Raw genomic sequence first — 17,344 nt, forward strand, 5'->3', positions numbered from 1 at the left:
CACTTACCTGTTCATTCACGATGAGGTTGCACCATCATGACCTGATTATGCCGATTTGAAAATCATTTATTTTCTTAGCACCCTTTCCATATATTCAAGGCTTGAATTCCGGTTGAGCCAAGTTTGCCCCAGCCTGTTGGGTGCGACAAGCGAGTTTACAAGCGATGAATTTACATGCAGGACAATAATCGACTACCCGCTATTGCAGCATTGGCGGACTCTGCGCTGTAGGTGAGCACTTCACCATTGATGAGCGCTTTACCATTAATGAGCTACTGTACATTGGTGTGCTGTGCATCATTGGATCACGACGGACGAGCACACAGGCGCGCCGCGCTGCCCGCTGCTCCGACAAGCATGGTTGTTGATTGTTATGCAGATTGGTGGGCCTGTTTCAGAAAATCGAGTAAGCGTCGAGCATCGGGCTTGAGGCCGGCGGCATTGCGCACGCCAACATACAAGGTCCGCTGGCCCCACTCGTCGTTCAGCGCAAGGGCGTGCAGTCCCTTGCCAATAATTTCAGGGCGTACCGCTTGCAGCGGCAGTAAACCGACTCCCAGGCCGGCTTCAATCATTCTGCAGATCCCGTCAAAACTGCTGACCTGAACCCGCAGACGCAGCGTTTTACCGGCGGCCAGCGCTGCGTCCTGCATACGTACCTGCAGCGAACTGCCGTCCGAGAGACCAACAAAGTCGTTGTCCAGCACCTGCGAAAAATGAATCCGCTTACGCTTTCCCAACGGATGCCCGCGCGGGACGAGCACGACCAGCTGATCATGACGATAAAAATATTTTTCTATCTGCCCGCTAGGAATATTATCGGCAAAAAGGCCGATATCAATCCTTTCTTGCGTCAGCGCGGTAATAATCTCATGGCTTAGCTTTTCGTCAAGGCTGAGCCTGATCGCCGGATGCCTTCTTGAGAAAGCGGACAAGTCTGCCGGCAGAAACTGAATCACAGATGACGTATTGGCCCAGATCCGCACCTGGCCACGCAATCCGGCCGAATAGGCATTCATATCTGATGTCAATCGCGTCACTGCGGCGATGACCAACTGGGCATGCTCCACCAGCGCATGACCGGCTGGCGTCAACTCAAGCCCACGCGCGCGCCGAATGAACAATTCGCAACCGATTTGTTTTTCCAGCTCCGATACCCGTTTGCTAAGCGCCGACAGCGTCATATGCGCATCCTGCGCTGCCCGCGTGAGGTTCAGCGATCGGGCAGCGAGCAGGAACAACCGCAGCGTTTGCGGGTCAAAGCGCGACAGATTGACCGGTTCAGGAAGCATTGGCTGAGATCCTTTTATGTAGAATTTCCCGGTTGGCATCGTCAATGGGTACATACACCAGAAGCCGCTCGCCAGCTACCGGCAGGCTCCACCAATTGGTCTGCAAGACTTCTAGCGCACCCAGGCCAGCATAGCGATAGCATACGATATGATCCGTTGTCGCGCAGACCCGGTTTTGATGCCAGATATTGGAAAATTCAGGCGAGCAGGCAAGCAGGCGTTGCAGATAGCGCTCCCATGCAGGATCGCCAAGATGTGCAGCCATTTGTGCTCGTAGCCTGGCCGCCATGTGCGCGATTACCTGCTGCGGGTCCTGCAAGACTGTCCTGATCTGCGGGTCAGTGAGCGCCAGATAAATGCAATTTCGCTCTTCGAGCGGCACGAGGTTCAGGTCGCGATTAATCAGGCGACAAAATGCATGATTGAAGGCAACAATGTCATATTTTTCATTTTGCAGGACGGCTGGTAATGGATGCAACTGGTTGACAATAGTCTGTACGGCATTTGGCATCAACCGGCAGATTTGTCTCGAAACCCCTGAAGCGGGGCTGGCAAGGCCGGCAAGGGTGAAGATATAGCGCGTTTCTGTATCGGTGCATTGTAGCGCCGATGCTACGGCTTGAAGAACCTTGGCAGATACGCGTATCGGGCGTCCTTGTTCCAGTTTTGTATACCAGGTAATGCCGATTTCAGCCAGCTGCGCAACTTCCTCGCGGCGCAGCCCCGGCGTACGGGTGCGACCATATCTGGGCAATCCCAGGCGCTGCGGATCCAGGCTTTCTCGCCGAGCGCGCAAGAATGCGCCCAGCTCTTGCGCCCGATCTACCTTTTCGTCAACAGGCGCTTTCGTCTCGTCTTTGCTGGCATGCATTACTTTGCCTGCATGCATTACAAACGGCGTCTTGCGGTCGGTTAATTCCATCTTTACTCCTGCCAGTTTCGCGGCAATTTGATTCGCTAGTGCATGAGATCTCGTGCCAGCGCAATATCCGGCTAACATGCGAGGTGCATGAAATCTTTGCCGACCCGGGATCTGACGCACATGCGGGATGCATGAGATCTTTGCCGCCGTAATTTTGCAGGCGTGATATCCGCAAACATGCGATCGTTGCTGCTACGGTATCCCGCTAACATGCGGGGGTATTACTGCCGGCTGGATGCCTCTGGTGAAAAAATGATGCGCCCAGACCTACACTTTTTATACCAGGCTAAACAAGATCTGGTGCCATGCTAAATGCAAGTTCATAATACCGCATTATCGCCCTTTACAGGATTTTTATGATGTCCGCTGTATCTCAAAAAACCACCCGCCTGGACAACGCCGGCCTCTGCGTCCTGTTGGCCGGCATGTTTCTGCCGCAAATCGATTTTTCCATTATCAACGTGGCGCTCGACTCAGTGGCCCGTTCCCTGCACGCAACCGAGTATGAACTCGAGTTGATGGTGGCCGTATACGGCGTGGCTTTTGCCGTCGTGCTGGCCATGGGCGGCCGGCTGGGTGATATGTACGGGCGTCGACGGCTTTTCAATATCGGCGTATTGCTTTTTGGCATCTCATCGCTGCTTTGCGGTATTGCGCCCGGCATTTATTTTCTGCTGCTGGCACGCACACTGCAAGGGGTTGCCGCCGCCCTGCTGGTGCCGCAAATCCTGGCCACCATCCACGTCTGCCTCAAAGGCCATGCGCATTCGCGCGCCATTGGCTTGTACAGTTCCATTGGCGGTCTGTCGTTCATCATCGGTCAGGTGCTTGGCGGCTTTCTCGTTCATGCCAATCTTGCCGGAACCGAATGGCGCAGTATCTTTCTGATCAATCTGCCGGTATGCGCGCTGGTGCTGGCGCTGTCGCCGCGCCACCTGCCCGAGACGTGCAGGCAAAACCCGGCAGGCATCGACGGACCGGGTACCGTGCTGCTGGCGATGCTCATTATCAGCATTCTGGTTCCGGTCGCGCTTGGCCCATCGTTTGGCTGGAACTGGCTCTGTCTGCTGACACTAGCCAGTGCATTACCGCTGGCTATCGCGCTTTGGAAAACAGAAATTCGCCAGGAGCGCCGTGGCGTGCTGCCCTTGTTGCCGCCAACACTGCTGCGACTGCCTACGGTGCGTTTCGGCTTTTTCACTGCTGTCGTCTTTTTTGCGTGCTGGAGTGGCTTTATGTTTGTTCTGGCGCTCACACTGCAGGCCGGCGCAGGCCTGACGCCTTTGCAGTCGGGCAATTCGTTTATCGCGCTGGGCGTTGCCTTTTTTATCGGTTCGCTGCTCAGCACGCGAGTGACCGCAAGTATCGGGCTGCTTCCCACCCTGCTGCTGGGTTGCGCCATGGTGATTCCAGGCCTGTTCTTGCTGCTGTGGGTATTACAGCAGGTCTGGCCTGCGCCAAACCTGCTGTCGCTGACTATCCCGTCGCTGTTTATCGGGATTGGCCAGGCGTTCATTGTTGGCGCATTCTATCGTATCGGCATGTCGCAAATTCCGGCTGATCAGGCCGGTTCGGGCAGCGCCATGCTGTCCACAATTCAGCAGGCGTCAATGGGCTTGGGGCCGGCATTGCTGGGTGCAGTGTTTTCTCAATCGCTGTTGCAAGGGCATGATTATCAACGGGCCATTCATGCCAGCGTACAGCTTGAAATAATCCTTCTGGCCCTGCTGATGGCCGTCTCGACATGGTATTTCCTGCGTCAACGCAGCCAGGCACGCGTGGCTGTTCGGGGCAATATTTGATGGCTTGCGATGGTCGCTCTTTATTCATCACCCCGGCCTCAAACCTGAGCCGAGCAAGACAAGCCGACAGCATCCCAGGTAACGGCGCGCCGCATTCGACATTTGTGATATTGACAACACCAGAGAACAGAATGCTCAGACTTCCATGTCCGGTGCTGGCGTTGTGCGGGTAAATCCTCTACCATAGGATTTGGGATTTACCTCAGTACGTTTTGCCGGACACTGCACCTGTGTCAGCCCCGGCTGTCACCTTCGGAAACCAATGAATCAGCCGACTTCGCCCAAGTTCAGTCCCCTGCCCGGAATTTTTTCCTTGTTGGTCGCGATGTCGGTACTGTCAATGCTGGATGCGACCGGCAAATGGCTGATGTCTGTCGGTGTTCCACTATTGCTGTTGTGCTGGGTACGCTATTCGGTACACCTGATTCTGGTCGCATCCATTGTGATACCCGCCAGGGGCTGGCAGATTCTGAAAACAAAAAAACCCATAGAGCAGTTGCTGCGCGGCGTTTTCATGCTCACTTCCACTATGGTGTTCTTCACCACACTACGCTATTTGCCGCAGGCACAAGCGACCGCAATCAATTTTATTGCGCCGCTCATTCTACTTGCCGTCGCGCCCTGGATACTTAAGGAAAAGGCGATGCTCTCGCGGTGGATCGCCGCCATCGTCGGCTTTGCGGGTATTCTGATTGTCATCCGGCCATCTGGCGGTCTGGATCCGACCGGCGTATTTTTCGGCTTGTCCAACGCTGTTATTTTCTCTATGCAATTTATCGCAAACCGGCGTCTGGCAGGCGACAATCCGTTCACAACACTGATCTGGAGCGGTTTGTTTGGCACTGTAGTGCTAACCATATACACCCTGTTTAATATTCAGCAGGTACTGCAGGTGCTTGCAATGCTGGAGCCGAAACAGTGGCTGCTGCTATTGTCTACCGGCATTACAGGAGGACTGGGGCATTTGCTGCAGATTCAGGCTTATCGCCAGGCTCCCGCTTCGCTGCTGTCGCCGTTCGTCTATTTACAGATTATCAGCGCCACCGCCCTGGGCTGGTTGGTATGGAATCAGTTTCCCGACGGCATTACCTGGCTGGGCATTGGTGTGATCTGCGCCAGCGGCATCGGCATTACGCTATACGAGCTGCGCACCCGCCCCGCTCCGGTGGCAGTCCGAAGTTCATGACATCTGAAATAACTAGACTTGGTTACCATGAGTATGGATCGATCTCTTCGTCTGTAGCTTTTTCGGAAATTGACTCCAGGCCGGGAAGGTCCTTGAACTTTTTACGAATCATGCCGTATTCCTGCCATGACATTCGTGAAAAGACAACATACACGTCATCGTAATCGCCATTTTCAGAAGGCTGCACGATAAACTGCTTGACCCGGTTCGCGCTGACCCCCAGTACGTTATTAAACGCCCCTAGCGTCAGTTGTCCCCGTTTGACCTTAATGGTGACATGCCGCCGCTGATGATAGGCAATAAAACGCTTTTCCAGCGGCTTGATGCCCGCCAGGATAAGCAAAATAATCGCGGTAGCCGCAATGGATGGCACATACAAACCGCCGCCAACAGCGAGCCCGATACCGGCAACAGACCAGACGCTGGCCGCCGTTGTTAGTCCCCGGATGATCTGCCCGCGTGCGAGAATGGCGCCCGCGCCCAGGAAACCGATGCCGGATACAACCTGTGCAGCCACGCGAGACGGATCAAGCGTCACATGATCGCCCAGCGTGTCAGAAAATCCATATATGGACACGATCATAATCAGCGCAGACCCGACACATACCAGCATGTGTGTTCGCAGCCCAGCCGCCCAGGACAGCCGTTCCCGTTCAAATCCAATCAGACTTCCAAGCACAGCGGCCATAAGCAGCCGTCCAACCAATTCCAGTTCCGATGCCATTGCCTACCCCTCGTTCCTCACCAACCCTTCGTTATTACGCAACACAGATAGTGGTACACCGATGCCTCAATACCTTGATAACGATTGTGATACGTTATGTCATTTATCATAAGACGATCAGCAACGCGCACGATACGATTATCTTTTTATATTTTCTTTTTGTACATCGCTTTCAGTATAGCAGGAACCCCGGATCCCCCTGGCGCAGTCCAATGGATGGCTTTGGCACCGGTGTGCCCCGTTGCAAAGCCGCCTGGCATACTAGGGCCTGCCGAAAACCCTCCCGCAAAACCGCCCCGCCATACCCGGGCTAACCTATATATTCTGTCCTCGACACAATATGCTATATTCATTTTTTTCCTTCAAGCATCATTCCTTTCCATGAAAGCAGAATCCGTACTCGATACCATTGGTGACACTCCCCATATCCGCTTTTCCCGTATGTTCCCCGGCCAGCAGCAAGTCTGGATCAAGGCAGAACGTTTCAATCCCGGCGGTTCTCTGAAGGACCGCGCGGCGCTTTCGATGATTGAAGCCGCAGAACAATCGGGCGAACTCAAATCTGGCGCAACGATTATTGAACCGACCTCCGGTAACACAGGCGTGGGCCTGGCCATGGTCGCTGCGATCAAAGGCTATAAGCTTATTCTGGTCATGCCCGAAAGCATGAGCATAGAACGCCGCCGTCTGATTACTGCCTACGGCGCTCAGTTTGATCTTACCCCCAAAGAAAAAGGCATGAAAGGCGCCATTGCCCGCGCCATAGAACTGGCCGAACGCACGCCTGGTGCGTGGATCCCGCAACAGTTTGACAATCCTGCCAACCCGCAGGTTCATGCCGAACGCACCGCGAAAGAAATTATCAAAGACTTTCCCGAAGGCCTGGATTTTTTGATCACGGCAGTCGGCACGGGCGGACATATCACCGGCATCGCGCGCAGCCTGAAAGCGCAATGGCCGCAACTGAAAGTGCTCGCCGTGGAACCGGCCGCCTCTGCCGTGATTGCCGGCGGTGAACCTGGCCCCCACGTGCTTCAGGGAATCGGCGCCGGCTTCATTCCCGCCAACCTGGACATGAGCCTGCTTGACGGCACTATCTCTGTCGAGGTTCCCGAATCGCTCGACTATGCCCGTCGCGCGGCCACGCAGGAAGGCCTGCTGGTTGGCATCAGCAGCGGCGCAACGCTGGCAGCCATCGCAAAAACGCTACCCACTCTGCCTGCCGACGCCAGGGTCCTGGGGATCAACTACGACACAGGTGAACGATATCTTTCAGTCAAAGATTTTTTACCCGAATAAGGACGCCCTTAAAGGCTCAGGATTTATAGAGCCGGGGTCAGGCGTATAACGAGCGCTAAGTCATCGGTGCCAAGGTGCTGGACATGCGCCAACGCTGGCGCCTGTCCATTGCGGGCGGGAGAGTCAGTAACAATCAATATGACAACGAGGAGACTGCAGCATGAATGAACAAACATTTCGTATCAAGCCCCAGGTATTGGCAATCCTGGCCTTAAGCATGGTTGCCACGGTAGCCCAGGCAGCCAACACCGGTGAGATGCCCTGCAAGACAACGGCAGAATGCGAGCAGCAGGCAGCCAAAGCCGGCGCGATCGCCAAGCCGGCGTCCAGCAAGGCCACCAGCAAGAATGATGAAAAGGAGGACCAGTTTTACTGGCTGGGGAAAATCAACAAGGCCTCTGCTGTCATGCTGACCGAAGAGAAAATCGTTGATCCGAAAATGGGCGCCAAGCTTGCCCGTGGCGTTGCCTTTTCCCTGGCGCAATCGGAAACGCCCGAAGGGAAACGTCCCAAAGATGTACTGCAAATCGAAAAAATCATTACCGACGAAATCGGTCCCGATGCTTCCCTGATTCATACTGGACGCAGCCGTCAAGACATGTATGCAACCTACCGGATGGCAAAGCTGCGCAATCAGGTGCTGGACTATTCGGATGAACTGAACAAGCTGCGTACCGAGCTGCTTGCAGTCGCAGCCAAAAACGTCGACACCATCGTTCCGGCCTACACTAACGGCGTACAGGCAATGCCCATTAGCTATGCGCATTATCTGTTAGCCTACGAGGCTTCTTTCGCACGGGATGCGCAGCGCATCCACGAATTATACAAACGCATGAACTTGTCTGCCATGGGTACCGCTGTGCTGGCCAATTCGAGCTGGCCTTTGAATCGCGAGCGCATGGCGCAACTACTGGGCTTTGATGGCATTATTGAAAACTCCCTGGATTCAAGCCAGGTGGCGCCTTCAGACGTCTCTCTAGAGGCGGCGGCCATCCCCTCTTCTTCTGCGATCCGATTGGGTGCGCTGCTTGGCGATATCCATACGCAGTATCACCAGACCCGGCCATGGCTGTTGCTGGATGAAGGCAGCACTTATACCAGCAGTGCCATGCCGCAAAAACGCAATCCTGGCGTCATCATGCGTGCCCGCGAAGCGGCATCCAATGTCGTGGGACTGGCGCAAACGGTCATTTTTCGCGCACATAACGTGACAACGGGAATGACGGACTATAAGTCATCGTGGGACGACCTGGGTTTGTTTCCACAGGCGATCAAAATGGTCGGTAATGTCAATACCGTATTGCGGGCACTGAATGTGAATGCAAAGCGCTCTCTTGAGGAACTGGAAGACGACTGGACAACATCTATGGAGCTGGCTGAGGCTTTGCAGAAAGAACATAAAATTCCATTTCGCGTGGGTCACAGCTTTGCCTCGCAAATTGTGACCGAAGCACGGGCCAATGGCTTCAAACCCAAAGACTTTCCTTATGAAAAAGCAGTTGAACTTTATACGGCAGCACTACAGAAATACAAGTTGCCCGATAGCAAGCTTCCTATCGATGAAGCTCACTTCAGGGAAGTGCTCTCTGCTCAATTTATGGTAAAAACCAGGCTTGGCACGGGTGGGCCGCAGCCGGCAGAAGTTGAACGCATGCTGGCCGAGAGGAAAAAGCGACTGGACGACGACCAGGCCTGGATGCAAACCACGCGCGACAAACTGGCGCAAGCGGATAGCAAGCTGGACGACGCGTTCTCCCAACTGAAGGATTCGGCCGGCAACCAATCGGATAATCCGTCAGTTAACGACGACAAGGAAAAGGCTGACACAGCAACACAAAACAAGCCGAAAGCCTGAACAAAGCCTGATCACATTCAACGCCTTTATGACATCACACCATTTAAGCGCGCTTGAGTCTAAGCGAAAAAACCACCCTGAAGGGTGGTTTTTTCTGCTTTATGAATACATCGCCAGGCGATGCCTATCATTAGAAGCGGTGTTGCAGGCCAAGACCAACCAGCGTAGATTTGAGTTTGCTGCTTGTCATCTCTTTAGTTTCGTCGTCTTTGTACTTCAGTCGGCCTACACCGTAAGAAGCAGCGGCGTAGAGGCTAGTACGCTTGGACAGATTCTGTACATAGCCCAGGCTAAAGATGTTCAACTTGCCCTTGACTGAGTCAAATGCTTCGTTTTTATTTCTGGATCTGTTGCCCTGGTATGAGAACAGGACGGTACCCGTATCACCCACGGGAGCACTCAGACCAGCCATCCAGGACTTTTGACGGAATTCGGGGGTTTCAGTGTAGAAGCGACGATGCGTGTTCCCGAATTCGTCTTTGACCAAACCTACGTACTCATCCGCCAATTGGCTATTTAGACCGATGCCAATACCGGCTGCGGGAATACCGCGAACCTCTCCATAGCCCAGGTGCAATTTGACGACCTCAAAATCATAGGCGCCGAACAGGTTCCATGCATGAGTGGTGCTTTTTTTGAGTTGTTCGGATTCATCCACGACTTTACCGTAGAAGCGCTTCTGACTCCAAGAGCGGTCCTTTGTACGGAAACGATCATAAGACACGCCGAAAGACACCGGACCGTTATCGTAGCCCAGGCCCGTGGAAATCCAATTGGAGGTATCCCTCTTACCGAAATTCTCTACCCAATTCCCTTTGCGATCGAACTTCTCAAATTCGGTCTTTTTTTCGTTCTTGCCGGCATAAGCAATACCAAATTTGAAGCCTGCAAAATCAGGCGACATATATTTGAAGGAGTTGTCCATGCGGGCAGATGGCGCATCACCGAATGCGCCATCTGCAATACCGGCCTGAAGCACACCGGTGCCAAACGGATCGATGCCGGAAACGACGTCGTCGGCCACGTTGTACTGACGACCCAATGTCAACGTACCCCAGCTATCACCAGTCAGACCGATAATCGCTTTGCGACCGAACAGTTTGCCGCCTTGGCGGGCCTCTCCTGTTCCCAGATCAAAGCCGCTTTCAATCTGGAAAATGGCGCTGGTGCCATTTCCCAGGTCTTCAGTGCCTTTCAACCCCCAGCGGTTGCCGTTCTTGACACCGTTGACAAAACCAACGTTACGATTTTTTTCCCAGCCTTTATCATTTGAGATCTTGGTCTGGGTATAAGCAATACCGCCATCAACCAGACCGTACAGCGTTACAGAAGTTGCAGCTTGCGCCGCCCCGGTTGCCGCACCGAGTAGCACGATAGATTGCAGTGCCTTTTTCATATTGAATACTCCATTTACAATGTTATTCCGGCGTACCGGATTACTTCATCACCTTTGGGCTAGCGGTATGACACCGGCCAGCTTTGCCGGATTGCTCCGGTAGCTCGACACCATGATTGACGCAAGATGCCTGAAAACGTACAGAATCAGCACGCCAGTCATGTTGACAACCCACTGCATACGGGCCCGCTTATCTTTTCAAATCAAAGGGTTACGGAAGCAGCTTGAGAAGTATTGTATTTTTGAGGGGCATATTGCTGCCTTGATCCATGTAAAGGACAAAGGAGCAAAAAAAAGATATATGGCAACACCGGCCATATCAGGCGCAATCGGCTACTGAGGCCGCAATGCTTGGAGAAACGCTCTATTTGCAGGACGCAATAAAAAACAAACGACAATCCTCGGGATGTCGCTTTTTCGCATCAATAAGGCTTTTTTACGACACTTCAATGCATCTGCGCCGTTGTGATGTTGCATTCATGCAGCAATCATTGAGGATTTAAGTTCGAATTATCGTCTAGCGCATCAAGTGAACGCTATCACCGCCTTTATCGCTATTGGTGTCGCAAAACGCAACGAGATATAGCGTAGTATGTTCGGATAAGCCCGCGCTTTATCCAAACCGCCGGTACACGAGCTGCCGACTATGCACCTAATCGACTACGTACTTTATCGAATACATACGGTTCAAATACCCCGCTATCGAATACCGCCGCGGCGGGCCATGAAGTGTAGCGGCTACGGCACTGCGAACTGCCGGCGCACCCTCGCTTTAAACCCCGTGTGTTTTGTCGACGGCAGCAAACGAGCGGCTGGCAAAACCGGCGCGACCGGTCAACTGCTGGCCTTATGCAGCATGCAATAGTCATAGGCCTCCTGGCCTATCCCGGTCTTGTTGACATCACTGTCGTAAGCAACGTCAATGGCATAAATGAACATGGGATCAGTGCTATCGCTGCCGAGCCGGGCTTTGTCCCCGGCTTTGTCATTATGGCCGGATTTGCGTGCCTCCAATGTGGTTTGCGCCGTTTCCTGAACCCGCTTGCATACCTTGGCGGCATTCTGATGTGCCGGTTTAACCGACTCTGCCGACCAGGAAGGCACGGTTCCAAGCGCACATAAGGCCACCAGGATAGATGTTGTCACTTTCATTGAAATACTCCTTGATATTGGATACTTTCTTTCTATTCTCACGGTGCGACGCCACTGCAGAACAGCTTACCTGAAAATCATAACCCTGATGTTTCACGCTGACACAGCTGTAAACCATTGTGCTCACTTCCAACTGCATTATGATTATGACATCCGGAATATCCTTATAGATCACATCTGTAATTATAATATTCTGCGGATCTCTTGGGCCGCGGAGTCATTCAAAAACCATCCACGCTATCGGAAACCCTAGGCACCTATGAGCACGATCACCTCCGTCACCGCTGTTCCATTTAATGTTTCACCAAAAACAAACTGGTTTTTCATTCTAGTTCAAATGAGTGATGGCACCTGCGGCTGGGGAGAGGCCTCGCTAAACGGATGGGAAGTCTGCCTGCAAACGGCAACCGGCCTGCATGGTCAGCCACTCGTGGGGCTGAGCGCACAAGACGCCATAACGCAATTGCATCCGTCCCCGGTACTTGCCGGCGGGCTGGTATCCAATGCGGTACTGAGCGCGCTGGCCCAGGCGCTGTGGACTATTCACGCACAACAGGAAGCAATCCCCTTGCATGCGGCACTCGCTCCGCTGCAGCGAAAAGCAATCAGCGTCTACGCAAACATCAATCGCGCGACTGTTGATCGCACGCCGTCGGGGTTTGCGCAAACGGCTAAAAGCGCTGCCGCCGTTGGATTTGGGGCCTTCAAGGCTGCACCGTTTGATGGTGTCACGCCTGCGCTGTGCGCGGCCGGGCAGGCAGACGAACGGATCCGGCACGGTATTGAATGCCTGTATGCCATCCGCGAGGCCGTCGGACCGCAGGCCAGGTTGATGGTAGATTGTCACTGGCGTTTTGACGAAATGCGCGCCCTGGAGGTGTTGCGTCAATTGGAGGACGCGCATCTGCACTGGTTTGAATGTCCCATGGCGGAAAACTACAACAACTGGGACTCGCTGCGCCGAGTCAAGGAACAGGCCAATGAACAGAACGTGTTAATCGCAGCGGCAGAAACTCAGGTGGGCGTTGCGGCCTTCGAGATGCAAATCCGTGAAAAATTGCTCGATGTCGTCATGCCCGATATCAAGTATTGCGGCGGCCCGGCGCATATGCTGGCCATTGCAGAAATGGCGGCAGACCATGATATTTTATTTGCCCCTCACAACCCGACAGGTCCGGTGTGCACCCTCACTTCCCTGCATGTGGCGTGCGTTGCCCGCAAGGCACATATGCTAGAGCTGCAATTTGCTGAAAGTCCGCTCTATGACGCGCTCATACGCCATCAGCATCCGTCCCTGGAAAATGGCAAGTATCAAGTCACCAACCGCAACGGCCTAGGCGTGGAGCTCGACAGGCAACTGATGAGTGCCCATCCCTACAAACCCGTCCCTTTCGGGATAGAAAGCCTGCTTGCGGTTTAAGTTCCATCCGTCGGCCGGCGCAGACAACCTGTCAATCGGCTTTGATGTTCTTTTCCTGAGCCAGTTTTTTCCAGCGATTAACGTCACTAAGGATCCGCGCGGCAAAATCCTGCGGCGTAGCGCGAGCTGGTTCGCAACTGACGGCCTTGAGACGTTGCTCAATTTCGGTCGACGCCAGCGCGAGATTCACTTCCTTGTTAACGCGCTCTATAATCTGCCGCGGTGTTCCGGCTGGCGCCAGCAAGCCAAACCACGCTACCGTCTCAAATTCAGGATAGGTTTCGGCCAGTGTCGGTACATCGGGCAACTCAGGTACACGCTCGCGTGTGGTTACCGCCAGCGCCTTTGCCTTGCCTGACTTGATCTGGCCGAGCCAGGGCGGCAAATTGCCGATCATGGTCACCACTTCATCGGACAGTACCGCCTGCACGGCGGGTGTCGCTCCCCGGTATGGAATATGCACCAGTGGTAAGTCGGCCAGACTTTTGAACAACTCAGCAGACAGGTGAGCCGAACTGCCGATGCCGCCCGAGGCATAGTTGAGCGAGATTTTGCTGTTTTTCACGTAGGCAACAAATTCCTCGACATTGCTGACCGGCAGATCCTGCCGAACCGCCAGCACATTGGCGGCGGTACAGAACAGCCCAACAGGTTCAAAGCTTTTGACGACGTCGTAGCGCAACTTGCTATAAATCGCCGCATTAATACCGTGTGAGCCCGCATTGCCCACAATCATGGTGTAGCCGTCGGGCTTGGCATTGGCCACGGCTTCCGAACCGATCACGCCACCTGCCCCGGGTCTGTTCTGTATCACGATTGTCTGCCCTAGCGCCCTGCCCACCTTGTCGGCAAGCAATCGACCAATGGAATCTGAACCATCACCGGGCGGGCTGGGAATAACCCAGGTAATCGGTCGTTCCGGGTAAGCGGCCAGTGCCGATGGACAGGCAAGAGACAAGGTCAAGGCAATGAGCGGCGAACGTTTGAACATGGCTTCTCCAAATAGCCCAGTATAAAAAGGCCATTCTGTTATTTGAACGACATTCTGGTTTGAGCGTTATTGCCTTCGAGTATAACGACTGTGATATTTGTACGGCGGATTTTTTTAGCAAGCAATGCAATAAATGCAAGCGACGGGTAAATTATGCTGAAACGACACCCATCTTCAGAAGTGCTGGGTGACGCATGACTTTGTGACCAGGCAGTGATAGGATTACAGAAATATCGGGTAGTAAATTATTGATAATTTCCAACACTACGGCAATACGTAATTTTAAACGCATGGGGGTATACCGTGTTTGATCATGTGAAATTCGGGGTCAGCGACTATGCAGCAAGCAAGTCTTTCTTTCTGCAAGCACTGGAGCCCATCGGCGTAAAGGTTGCGTCCGAGGGAACGCCGACATACGGCGTCGAACTTAGCTCAAAAAGCAACGTTTCATTGTGCTTGTTCCAGACCGAAGAAAAACCCGCGCACCTGCACTTGGCCTTCGCCGCAGAAAATCGCGAGCAAGTGGACGCTTTCTATCAAAAAGCGTTGCAGGCGGGTGGGAAAGACAATGGCGCTCCCGGTCTACGCCCAGAGTATCATGCGAATTATTATGCCGCTTTTGTCATCGGTCCGGACGGACACAACATTGAAGTGGTTTGCAGCAATCCTGCCAATTAGCGTAATTTCGCTTTCTGAATCACCTGTCAATGACGGGCAAGTCATTGACGGGTGATTCAGAACATTAATTTTAAGGATGAACAATATGGCCACCTTTATACTGATACCCGGCGGTTGGCAAGGTGGCTGGGTCTACCAGAAAGTCGCAGATATACTTTCGGAACATGGGCACAAAGCGTTAATGATCACTCTGTCAGGGCTGGGCGATGCTCCCGCCCCTACGGCCAACCTTGACGCTCACATTAACGAGGTCATTAACGTTGTGAGATCACAGCACGAAGACTTGGTCATTGTCGGGCAATCCTATGGAGGGATGGTCGTGAGCGGCGTGGCTGACGCAGAACCGTCGCAAATACGGGCATTGATCTATGTAGATGCGTATGTGCCAGATTCGGGTGACTCGGTCTGGTCACTGACAACACCTTACTTTCGAGACATGTTCGTCGCCGGTGCAACAATTGATGGACTAAACTGCGCGCCGCCTCCCAATCTTGATCCTCGATGCCGACCACATCCGATTGGAACGTTTCTCCAATCGATTACTCTGGACGGACGCTGGCGTAAAGTGCCGCGTAAGACCTACATAGGCGCACACGGGTGGGAAGGCAGTCCATTTCTAGACCTTTATGAGCGCTTGAGCAACGAGCCTGAGTGGAAGACCTTTTCCCTCGATTGCGGGCACAATGTAGCGCGTCATAATCCCGAGACTTTGGCAGAGATATTGCTGGCTCAGGTCTGAGCAACGAATGCTTGCCAATCCGGGCCTTTCGTCATTAGGTAATTAGGTCATCGAAGCGGCCTGAGGTCTTCACATGGTAAGACGGCAGTCATCTTTATTTAATTAACAGACAAATTAGCTATTAGCCGCAAAGAGGCAGTGAAAAAAGGCAATAACCCACTGAATTATTTATTGTTTACTGGGTCCCACAGGTTTAAATATTGTGGTGCGAGCGAAGAGACTCGAACTCTTACACCTTTCGGCGCTGGAACCTAAATCCAGTGCGTCTACCAATTCCGCCACGCTCGCATCAAAGAACGGGGATTATAGTAGGGTTTGGCCTCGCGCGTAAAGGAAATATGTCGTTTCCGCTCTTTTCTGTCAACAAATCGCCGCAATTGACGATAAAAAACCCACAGGCTGGCCCATTGCCGCCGATTTTATGCAGGCCGGACAAAAGCGGCGCGCCATAGAGGCTAAACGCCTGCCAGCAGGAGAGAAACCAAGCCATAAATGGTAAACTTGCACATCTACGCAAGGTCTGTCATGAATCCGAAATTACGTCTGCTGCAACCCTATCCCTTTGAGAAACTTCGGGCCCTGCTCGCAACCGCGCCAACACCGCCGGCCGGGCTGTCCCATGTCAATCTGTCGATTGGCGAGCCCAAACATGCCACGCCGGAACTGGTCAATGAAGCCATTACCCATCACCTGTCCGGGCTGTCAGCGTATCCTCCCACCAAAGGGGATGCGCTGCTTCGTGAAACCGTCGCTGCGTGGATTGGCCGTCGCTATGGCATACCTGCCCCAGACCCACAAAGCCAGGTTCTGCCTTGCCTGGGCTCCCGCGAAGCGCTGTTTGCCTTTGCGCAAACCGTGCTGGACGGCGCCAGCGACAGCCTGGTCATCTGCCCGAATCCGTTCTATCAGATTTATGAAGGTGCAGCACTGCTCGGAGGCGCGCAGCCCTATTACGTCAATGCAGTACCGGAGCGCAATTTCAGCCCCGATTGGTCGGCAGTGCCCGCGGATATTTGGGAAAAAACACAATTGCTATTTGTCTGTTCTCCGGGCAATCCCGCAGGCAACGTCATGCCGGAGTCTGAATGGCAATTGCTGTTCGAACTGTCGGACCGCTACGGTTTTGTCATTGCCTCCGATGAATGCTACTCGGAGATTTATTTTGACGACGCGCGGCGCCCGGTAGGCGTTTTGCAGGCCGCGTACAAGCTGGGTCGTACCGATTTTAAAAATTGCGTCTGCTTCTCCAGCCTGTCCAAACGCTCGAATGTCCCCGGCATGCGCTCCGGTTTTGTCGCGGGCGATGCAAGCCTGCTCGAATCGTTTCTTCTGTACCGCACCTACCATGGCAGCGCCATGAGCCCGGTATATAGCGCCGCAAGTGCTGCTGCATGGAATGACGAAACGCATGTTGTGCACAATCGCGAGCTGTATAAAGCCAAATTCGATGCGGTTTACCCGATTCTGGCGGAGGCGCTGGACGTCAACATGCCCGACGCCTCGTTCTACCTTTGGGCGGGAACACCGGTGGCCGATCCCGATTTCGTTCGTGATTTATTTGGCGCACAGCATGTCACTGTGCTGCCCGGTAGCTATCTGGCGCGGCAAGCCCATGGTGTCAACCCCGGTTCAAATCGTATCCGATTGGCGCTGGTCGCACCGCTGGATCAATGTGTGGAAGGCGCCCAGCGTATTGCCCGGTTTGTCCGTGAGCGCTACGCCAGTTGAACTGAGCCGAAGCCACAGCGGGCAGGCCTGCGGCTGGTGTCTACATAAAGGGGCGCGCAAGCGGCCAGTTTCACTGCAAGGCCGGGGATTTTGTTAAGCTTCGGTATCCTGAAAGGCAAAAGCGCATGGATCGGCCAAGAGCCGGCACACCCGAGCGCCA

The 17,344-nt window shown here is 53.7% G+C and carries 14 protein-coding genes and 1 tRNA gene; 8 read left to right on the forward strand and 7 right to left on the reverse strand.

The annotated features are described in order from the left end of the window. Positions 1-371: 371 nt before the first annotated feature. Complete coding sequence (locus tag CAP48_RS13000) at positions 372-1,292, reverse strand: LysR family transcriptional regulator (RefSeq protein ID WP_100697402.1); 921 nt, start codon at positions 1,290-1,292, stop codon at positions 372-374. Beyond that, positions 1,282-2,214 carry a helix-turn-helix transcriptional regulator gene (locus tag CAP48_RS13005; RefSeq protein ID WP_197707274.1) on the reverse strand — a complete coding sequence of 311 codons (933 nt, stop codon included), beginning with the start codon at positions 2,212-2,214 and terminating at the stop codon, positions 1,282-1,284. Before CAP48_RS13005 ends, CAP48_RS13000 begins: the two co-directional genes overlap by 11 nt. Before the next feature lie 356 nt (positions 2,215-2,570). On the opposite strand from CAP48_RS13005, the gene CAP48_RS13010 reads away from it, so the two are divergent. Together CAP48_RS13010 and CAP48_RS13015 are read left to right on the forward strand one after the other, a co-directional pair. Continuing rightward, entirely contained in the window at positions 2,571-4,016 is a 1,446-nt protein-coding gene (locus CAP48_RS13010) for an MFS transporter (protein ID WP_242444482.1), read from the forward strand. A 262-nt stretch (positions 4,017-4,278) separates the two neighbouring features. After that, positions 4,279-5,202, forward strand: coding sequence for a DMT family transporter (locus tag CAP48_RS13015; protein ID WP_100697406.1), 924 nt, complete (start codon positions 4,279-4,281; stop codon positions 5,200-5,202). Between the two features lie 22 nt (positions 5,203-5,224). On the opposite strand, the gene CAP48_RS13020 is transcribed toward CAP48_RS13015, so the two are convergent. After that, positions 5,225-5,926: an MgtC/SapB family protein gene (locus CAP48_RS13020; protein ID WP_100697408.1), complete on the reverse strand. Its 702-nt coding sequence runs from the start codon at positions 5,924-5,926 to the stop codon at positions 5,225-5,227. 381 nt (positions 5,927-6,307) lie between these two features. On the opposite strand from CAP48_RS13020, the gene cysK reads away from it, so the two are divergent. Together cysK and CAP48_RS13035 are read left to right on the forward strand one after the other, a co-directional pair. Then, positions 6,308-7,225 carry a cysteine synthase A gene (cysK, locus tag CAP48_RS13030; protein WP_100697412.1) on the forward strand — a complete coding sequence of 306 codons (918 nt, stop codon included), beginning with the start codon at positions 6,308-6,310 and terminating at the stop codon, positions 7,223-7,225. 160 nt (positions 7,226-7,385) lie between these two features. After that, positions 7,386-9,080, forward strand: coding sequence for an argininosuccinate lyase (locus CAP48_RS13035; RefSeq protein ID WP_100697414.1), 1,695 nt, complete (start codon positions 7,386-7,388; stop codon positions 9,078-9,080). A gap of 130 nt (positions 9,081-9,210) precedes the next feature. Here CAP48_RS13035 and CAP48_RS13040 read toward each other — a convergent pair whose 3' ends face one another. Together CAP48_RS13040 and CAP48_RS13050 are read right to left on the reverse strand one after the other, a co-directional pair. Beyond that, positions 9,211-10,476, reverse strand: coding sequence for a porin (locus CAP48_RS13040; protein ID WP_100697416.1), 1,266 nt, complete (start codon positions 10,474-10,476; stop codon positions 9,211-9,213). A gap of 834 nt (positions 10,477-11,310) precedes the next feature. Further along, complete coding sequence (locus CAP48_RS13050) at positions 11,311-11,628, reverse strand: hypothetical protein (protein WP_100697420.1); 318 nt, start codon at positions 11,626-11,628, stop codon at positions 11,311-11,313. A gap of 259 nt (positions 11,629-11,887) precedes the next feature. On the opposite strand from CAP48_RS13050, the gene CAP48_RS13055 reads away from it, so the two are divergent. Further along, positions 11,888-13,048 (forward strand): mandelate racemase/muconate lactonizing enzyme family protein, encoded by a 1,161-nt coding sequence (locus tag CAP48_RS13055; protein ID WP_100697422.1) that lies wholly within the window; start codon positions 11,888-11,890, stop codon positions 13,046-13,048. 31 nt (positions 13,049-13,079) lie between these two features. Here the strand turns inward: CAP48_RS13055 and CAP48_RS13060 are convergent, their stop codons facing one another. Next, the gene (locus CAP48_RS13060) at positions 13,080-14,039 is read right to left on the reverse strand and encodes a tripartite tricarboxylate transporter substrate binding protein (protein ID WP_242444483.1); all 960 of its coding nucleotides are present in this window, start codon (positions 14,037-14,039) and stop codon (positions 13,080-13,082) included. 303 nt (positions 14,040-14,342) lie between these two features. On the opposite strand from CAP48_RS13060, the gene CAP48_RS13065 reads away from it, so the two are divergent. Together CAP48_RS13065 and CAP48_RS13070 are read left to right on the forward strand one after the other, a co-directional pair. Further along, complete coding sequence (locus CAP48_RS13065; protein ID WP_100697424.1) at positions 14,343-14,717, forward strand: VOC family protein; 375 nt, start codon at positions 14,343-14,345, stop codon at positions 14,715-14,717. 85 nt (positions 14,718-14,802) lie between these two features. Next, positions 14,803-15,456, forward strand: a complete 654-nt coding sequence (locus tag CAP48_RS13070; RefSeq protein WP_100697426.1) for an alpha/beta fold hydrolase — start codon at positions 14,803-14,805, stop codon at positions 15,454-15,456. Between the two features lie 203 nt (positions 15,457-15,659). Here CAP48_RS13070 and CAP48_RS13075 read toward each other — a convergent pair. Then, positions 15,660-15,744, reverse strand: a tRNA-Leu gene (locus CAP48_RS13075). Positions 15,745-15,981: 237 nt separating this feature from the next. On the opposite strand from CAP48_RS13075, the gene dapC reads away from it, so the two are divergent. After that, positions 15,982-17,184, forward strand: a complete 1,203-nt coding sequence (dapC, locus tag CAP48_RS13080) for a succinyldiaminopimelate transaminase (protein WP_100697428.1) — start codon at positions 15,982-15,984, stop codon at positions 17,182-17,184. Positions 17,185-17,344: the final 160 nt, after the last annotated feature.

The sequence above is a fragment of the Advenella sp. S44 genome, assembly GCF_002810445.1.
GTDB lineage: Bacteria > Pseudomonadota > Gammaproteobacteria > Burkholderiales > Burkholderiaceae_B > Advenella.

Excerpts from the sequence above, each read along its gene's own strand:
- CAP48_RS13000 (WP_100697402.1), bottom strand. The coding sequence starts at position 1,292 with ATGCTTCCTGAACCGGTCAATCTGTCGCGCTTTGACCCGCAAACGCTG.
- CAP48_RS13005 (WP_197707274.1), bottom strand. The coding sequence starts at position 2,214 with ATGGAATTAACCGACCGCAAGACGCCGTTTGTAATGCATGCAGGCAAA.
- CAP48_RS13010 (WP_242444482.1), top strand. The coding sequence starts at position 2,571 with ATGATGTCCGCTGTATCTCAAAAAACCACCCGCCTGGACAACGCCGGC.
- CAP48_RS13015 (WP_100697406.1), top strand. The coding sequence starts at position 4,279 with ATGAATCAGCCGACTTCGCCCAAGTTCAGTCCCCTGCCCGGAATTTTT.
- CAP48_RS13020 (WP_100697408.1), bottom strand. The coding sequence starts at position 5,926 with ATGGCATCGGAACTGGAATTGGTTGGACGGCTGCTTATGGCCGCTGTG.
- cysK (WP_100697412.1), top strand. The coding sequence starts at position 6,308 with ATGAAAGCAGAATCCGTACTCGATACCATTGGTGACACTCCCCATATC.
- CAP48_RS13035 (WP_100697414.1), top strand. The coding sequence starts at position 7,386 with ATGAATGAACAAACATTTCGTATCAAGCCCCAGGTATTGGCAATCCTG.
- CAP48_RS13040 (WP_100697416.1), bottom strand. The coding sequence starts at position 10,476 with ATGAAAAAGGCACTGCAATCTATCGTGCTACTCGGTGCGGCAACCGGG.
- CAP48_RS13050 (WP_100697420.1), bottom strand. The coding sequence starts at position 11,628 with ATGAAAGTGACAACATCTATCCTGGTGGCCTTATGTGCGCTTGGAACC.
- CAP48_RS13055 (WP_100697422.1), top strand. The coding sequence starts at position 11,888 with ATGAGCACGATCACCTCCGTCACCGCTGTTCCATTTAATGTTTCACCA.
- CAP48_RS13060 (WP_242444483.1), bottom strand. The coding sequence starts at position 14,039 with ATGTTCAAACGTTCGCCGCTCATTGCCTTGACCTTGTCTCTTGCCTGT.
- CAP48_RS13070 (WP_100697426.1), top strand. The coding sequence starts at position 14,803 with ATGGCCACCTTTATACTGATACCCGGCGGTTGGCAAGGTGGCTGGGTC.
- dapC (WP_100697428.1), top strand. The coding sequence starts at position 15,982 with ATGAATCCGAAATTACGTCTGCTGCAACCCTATCCCTTTGAGAAACTT.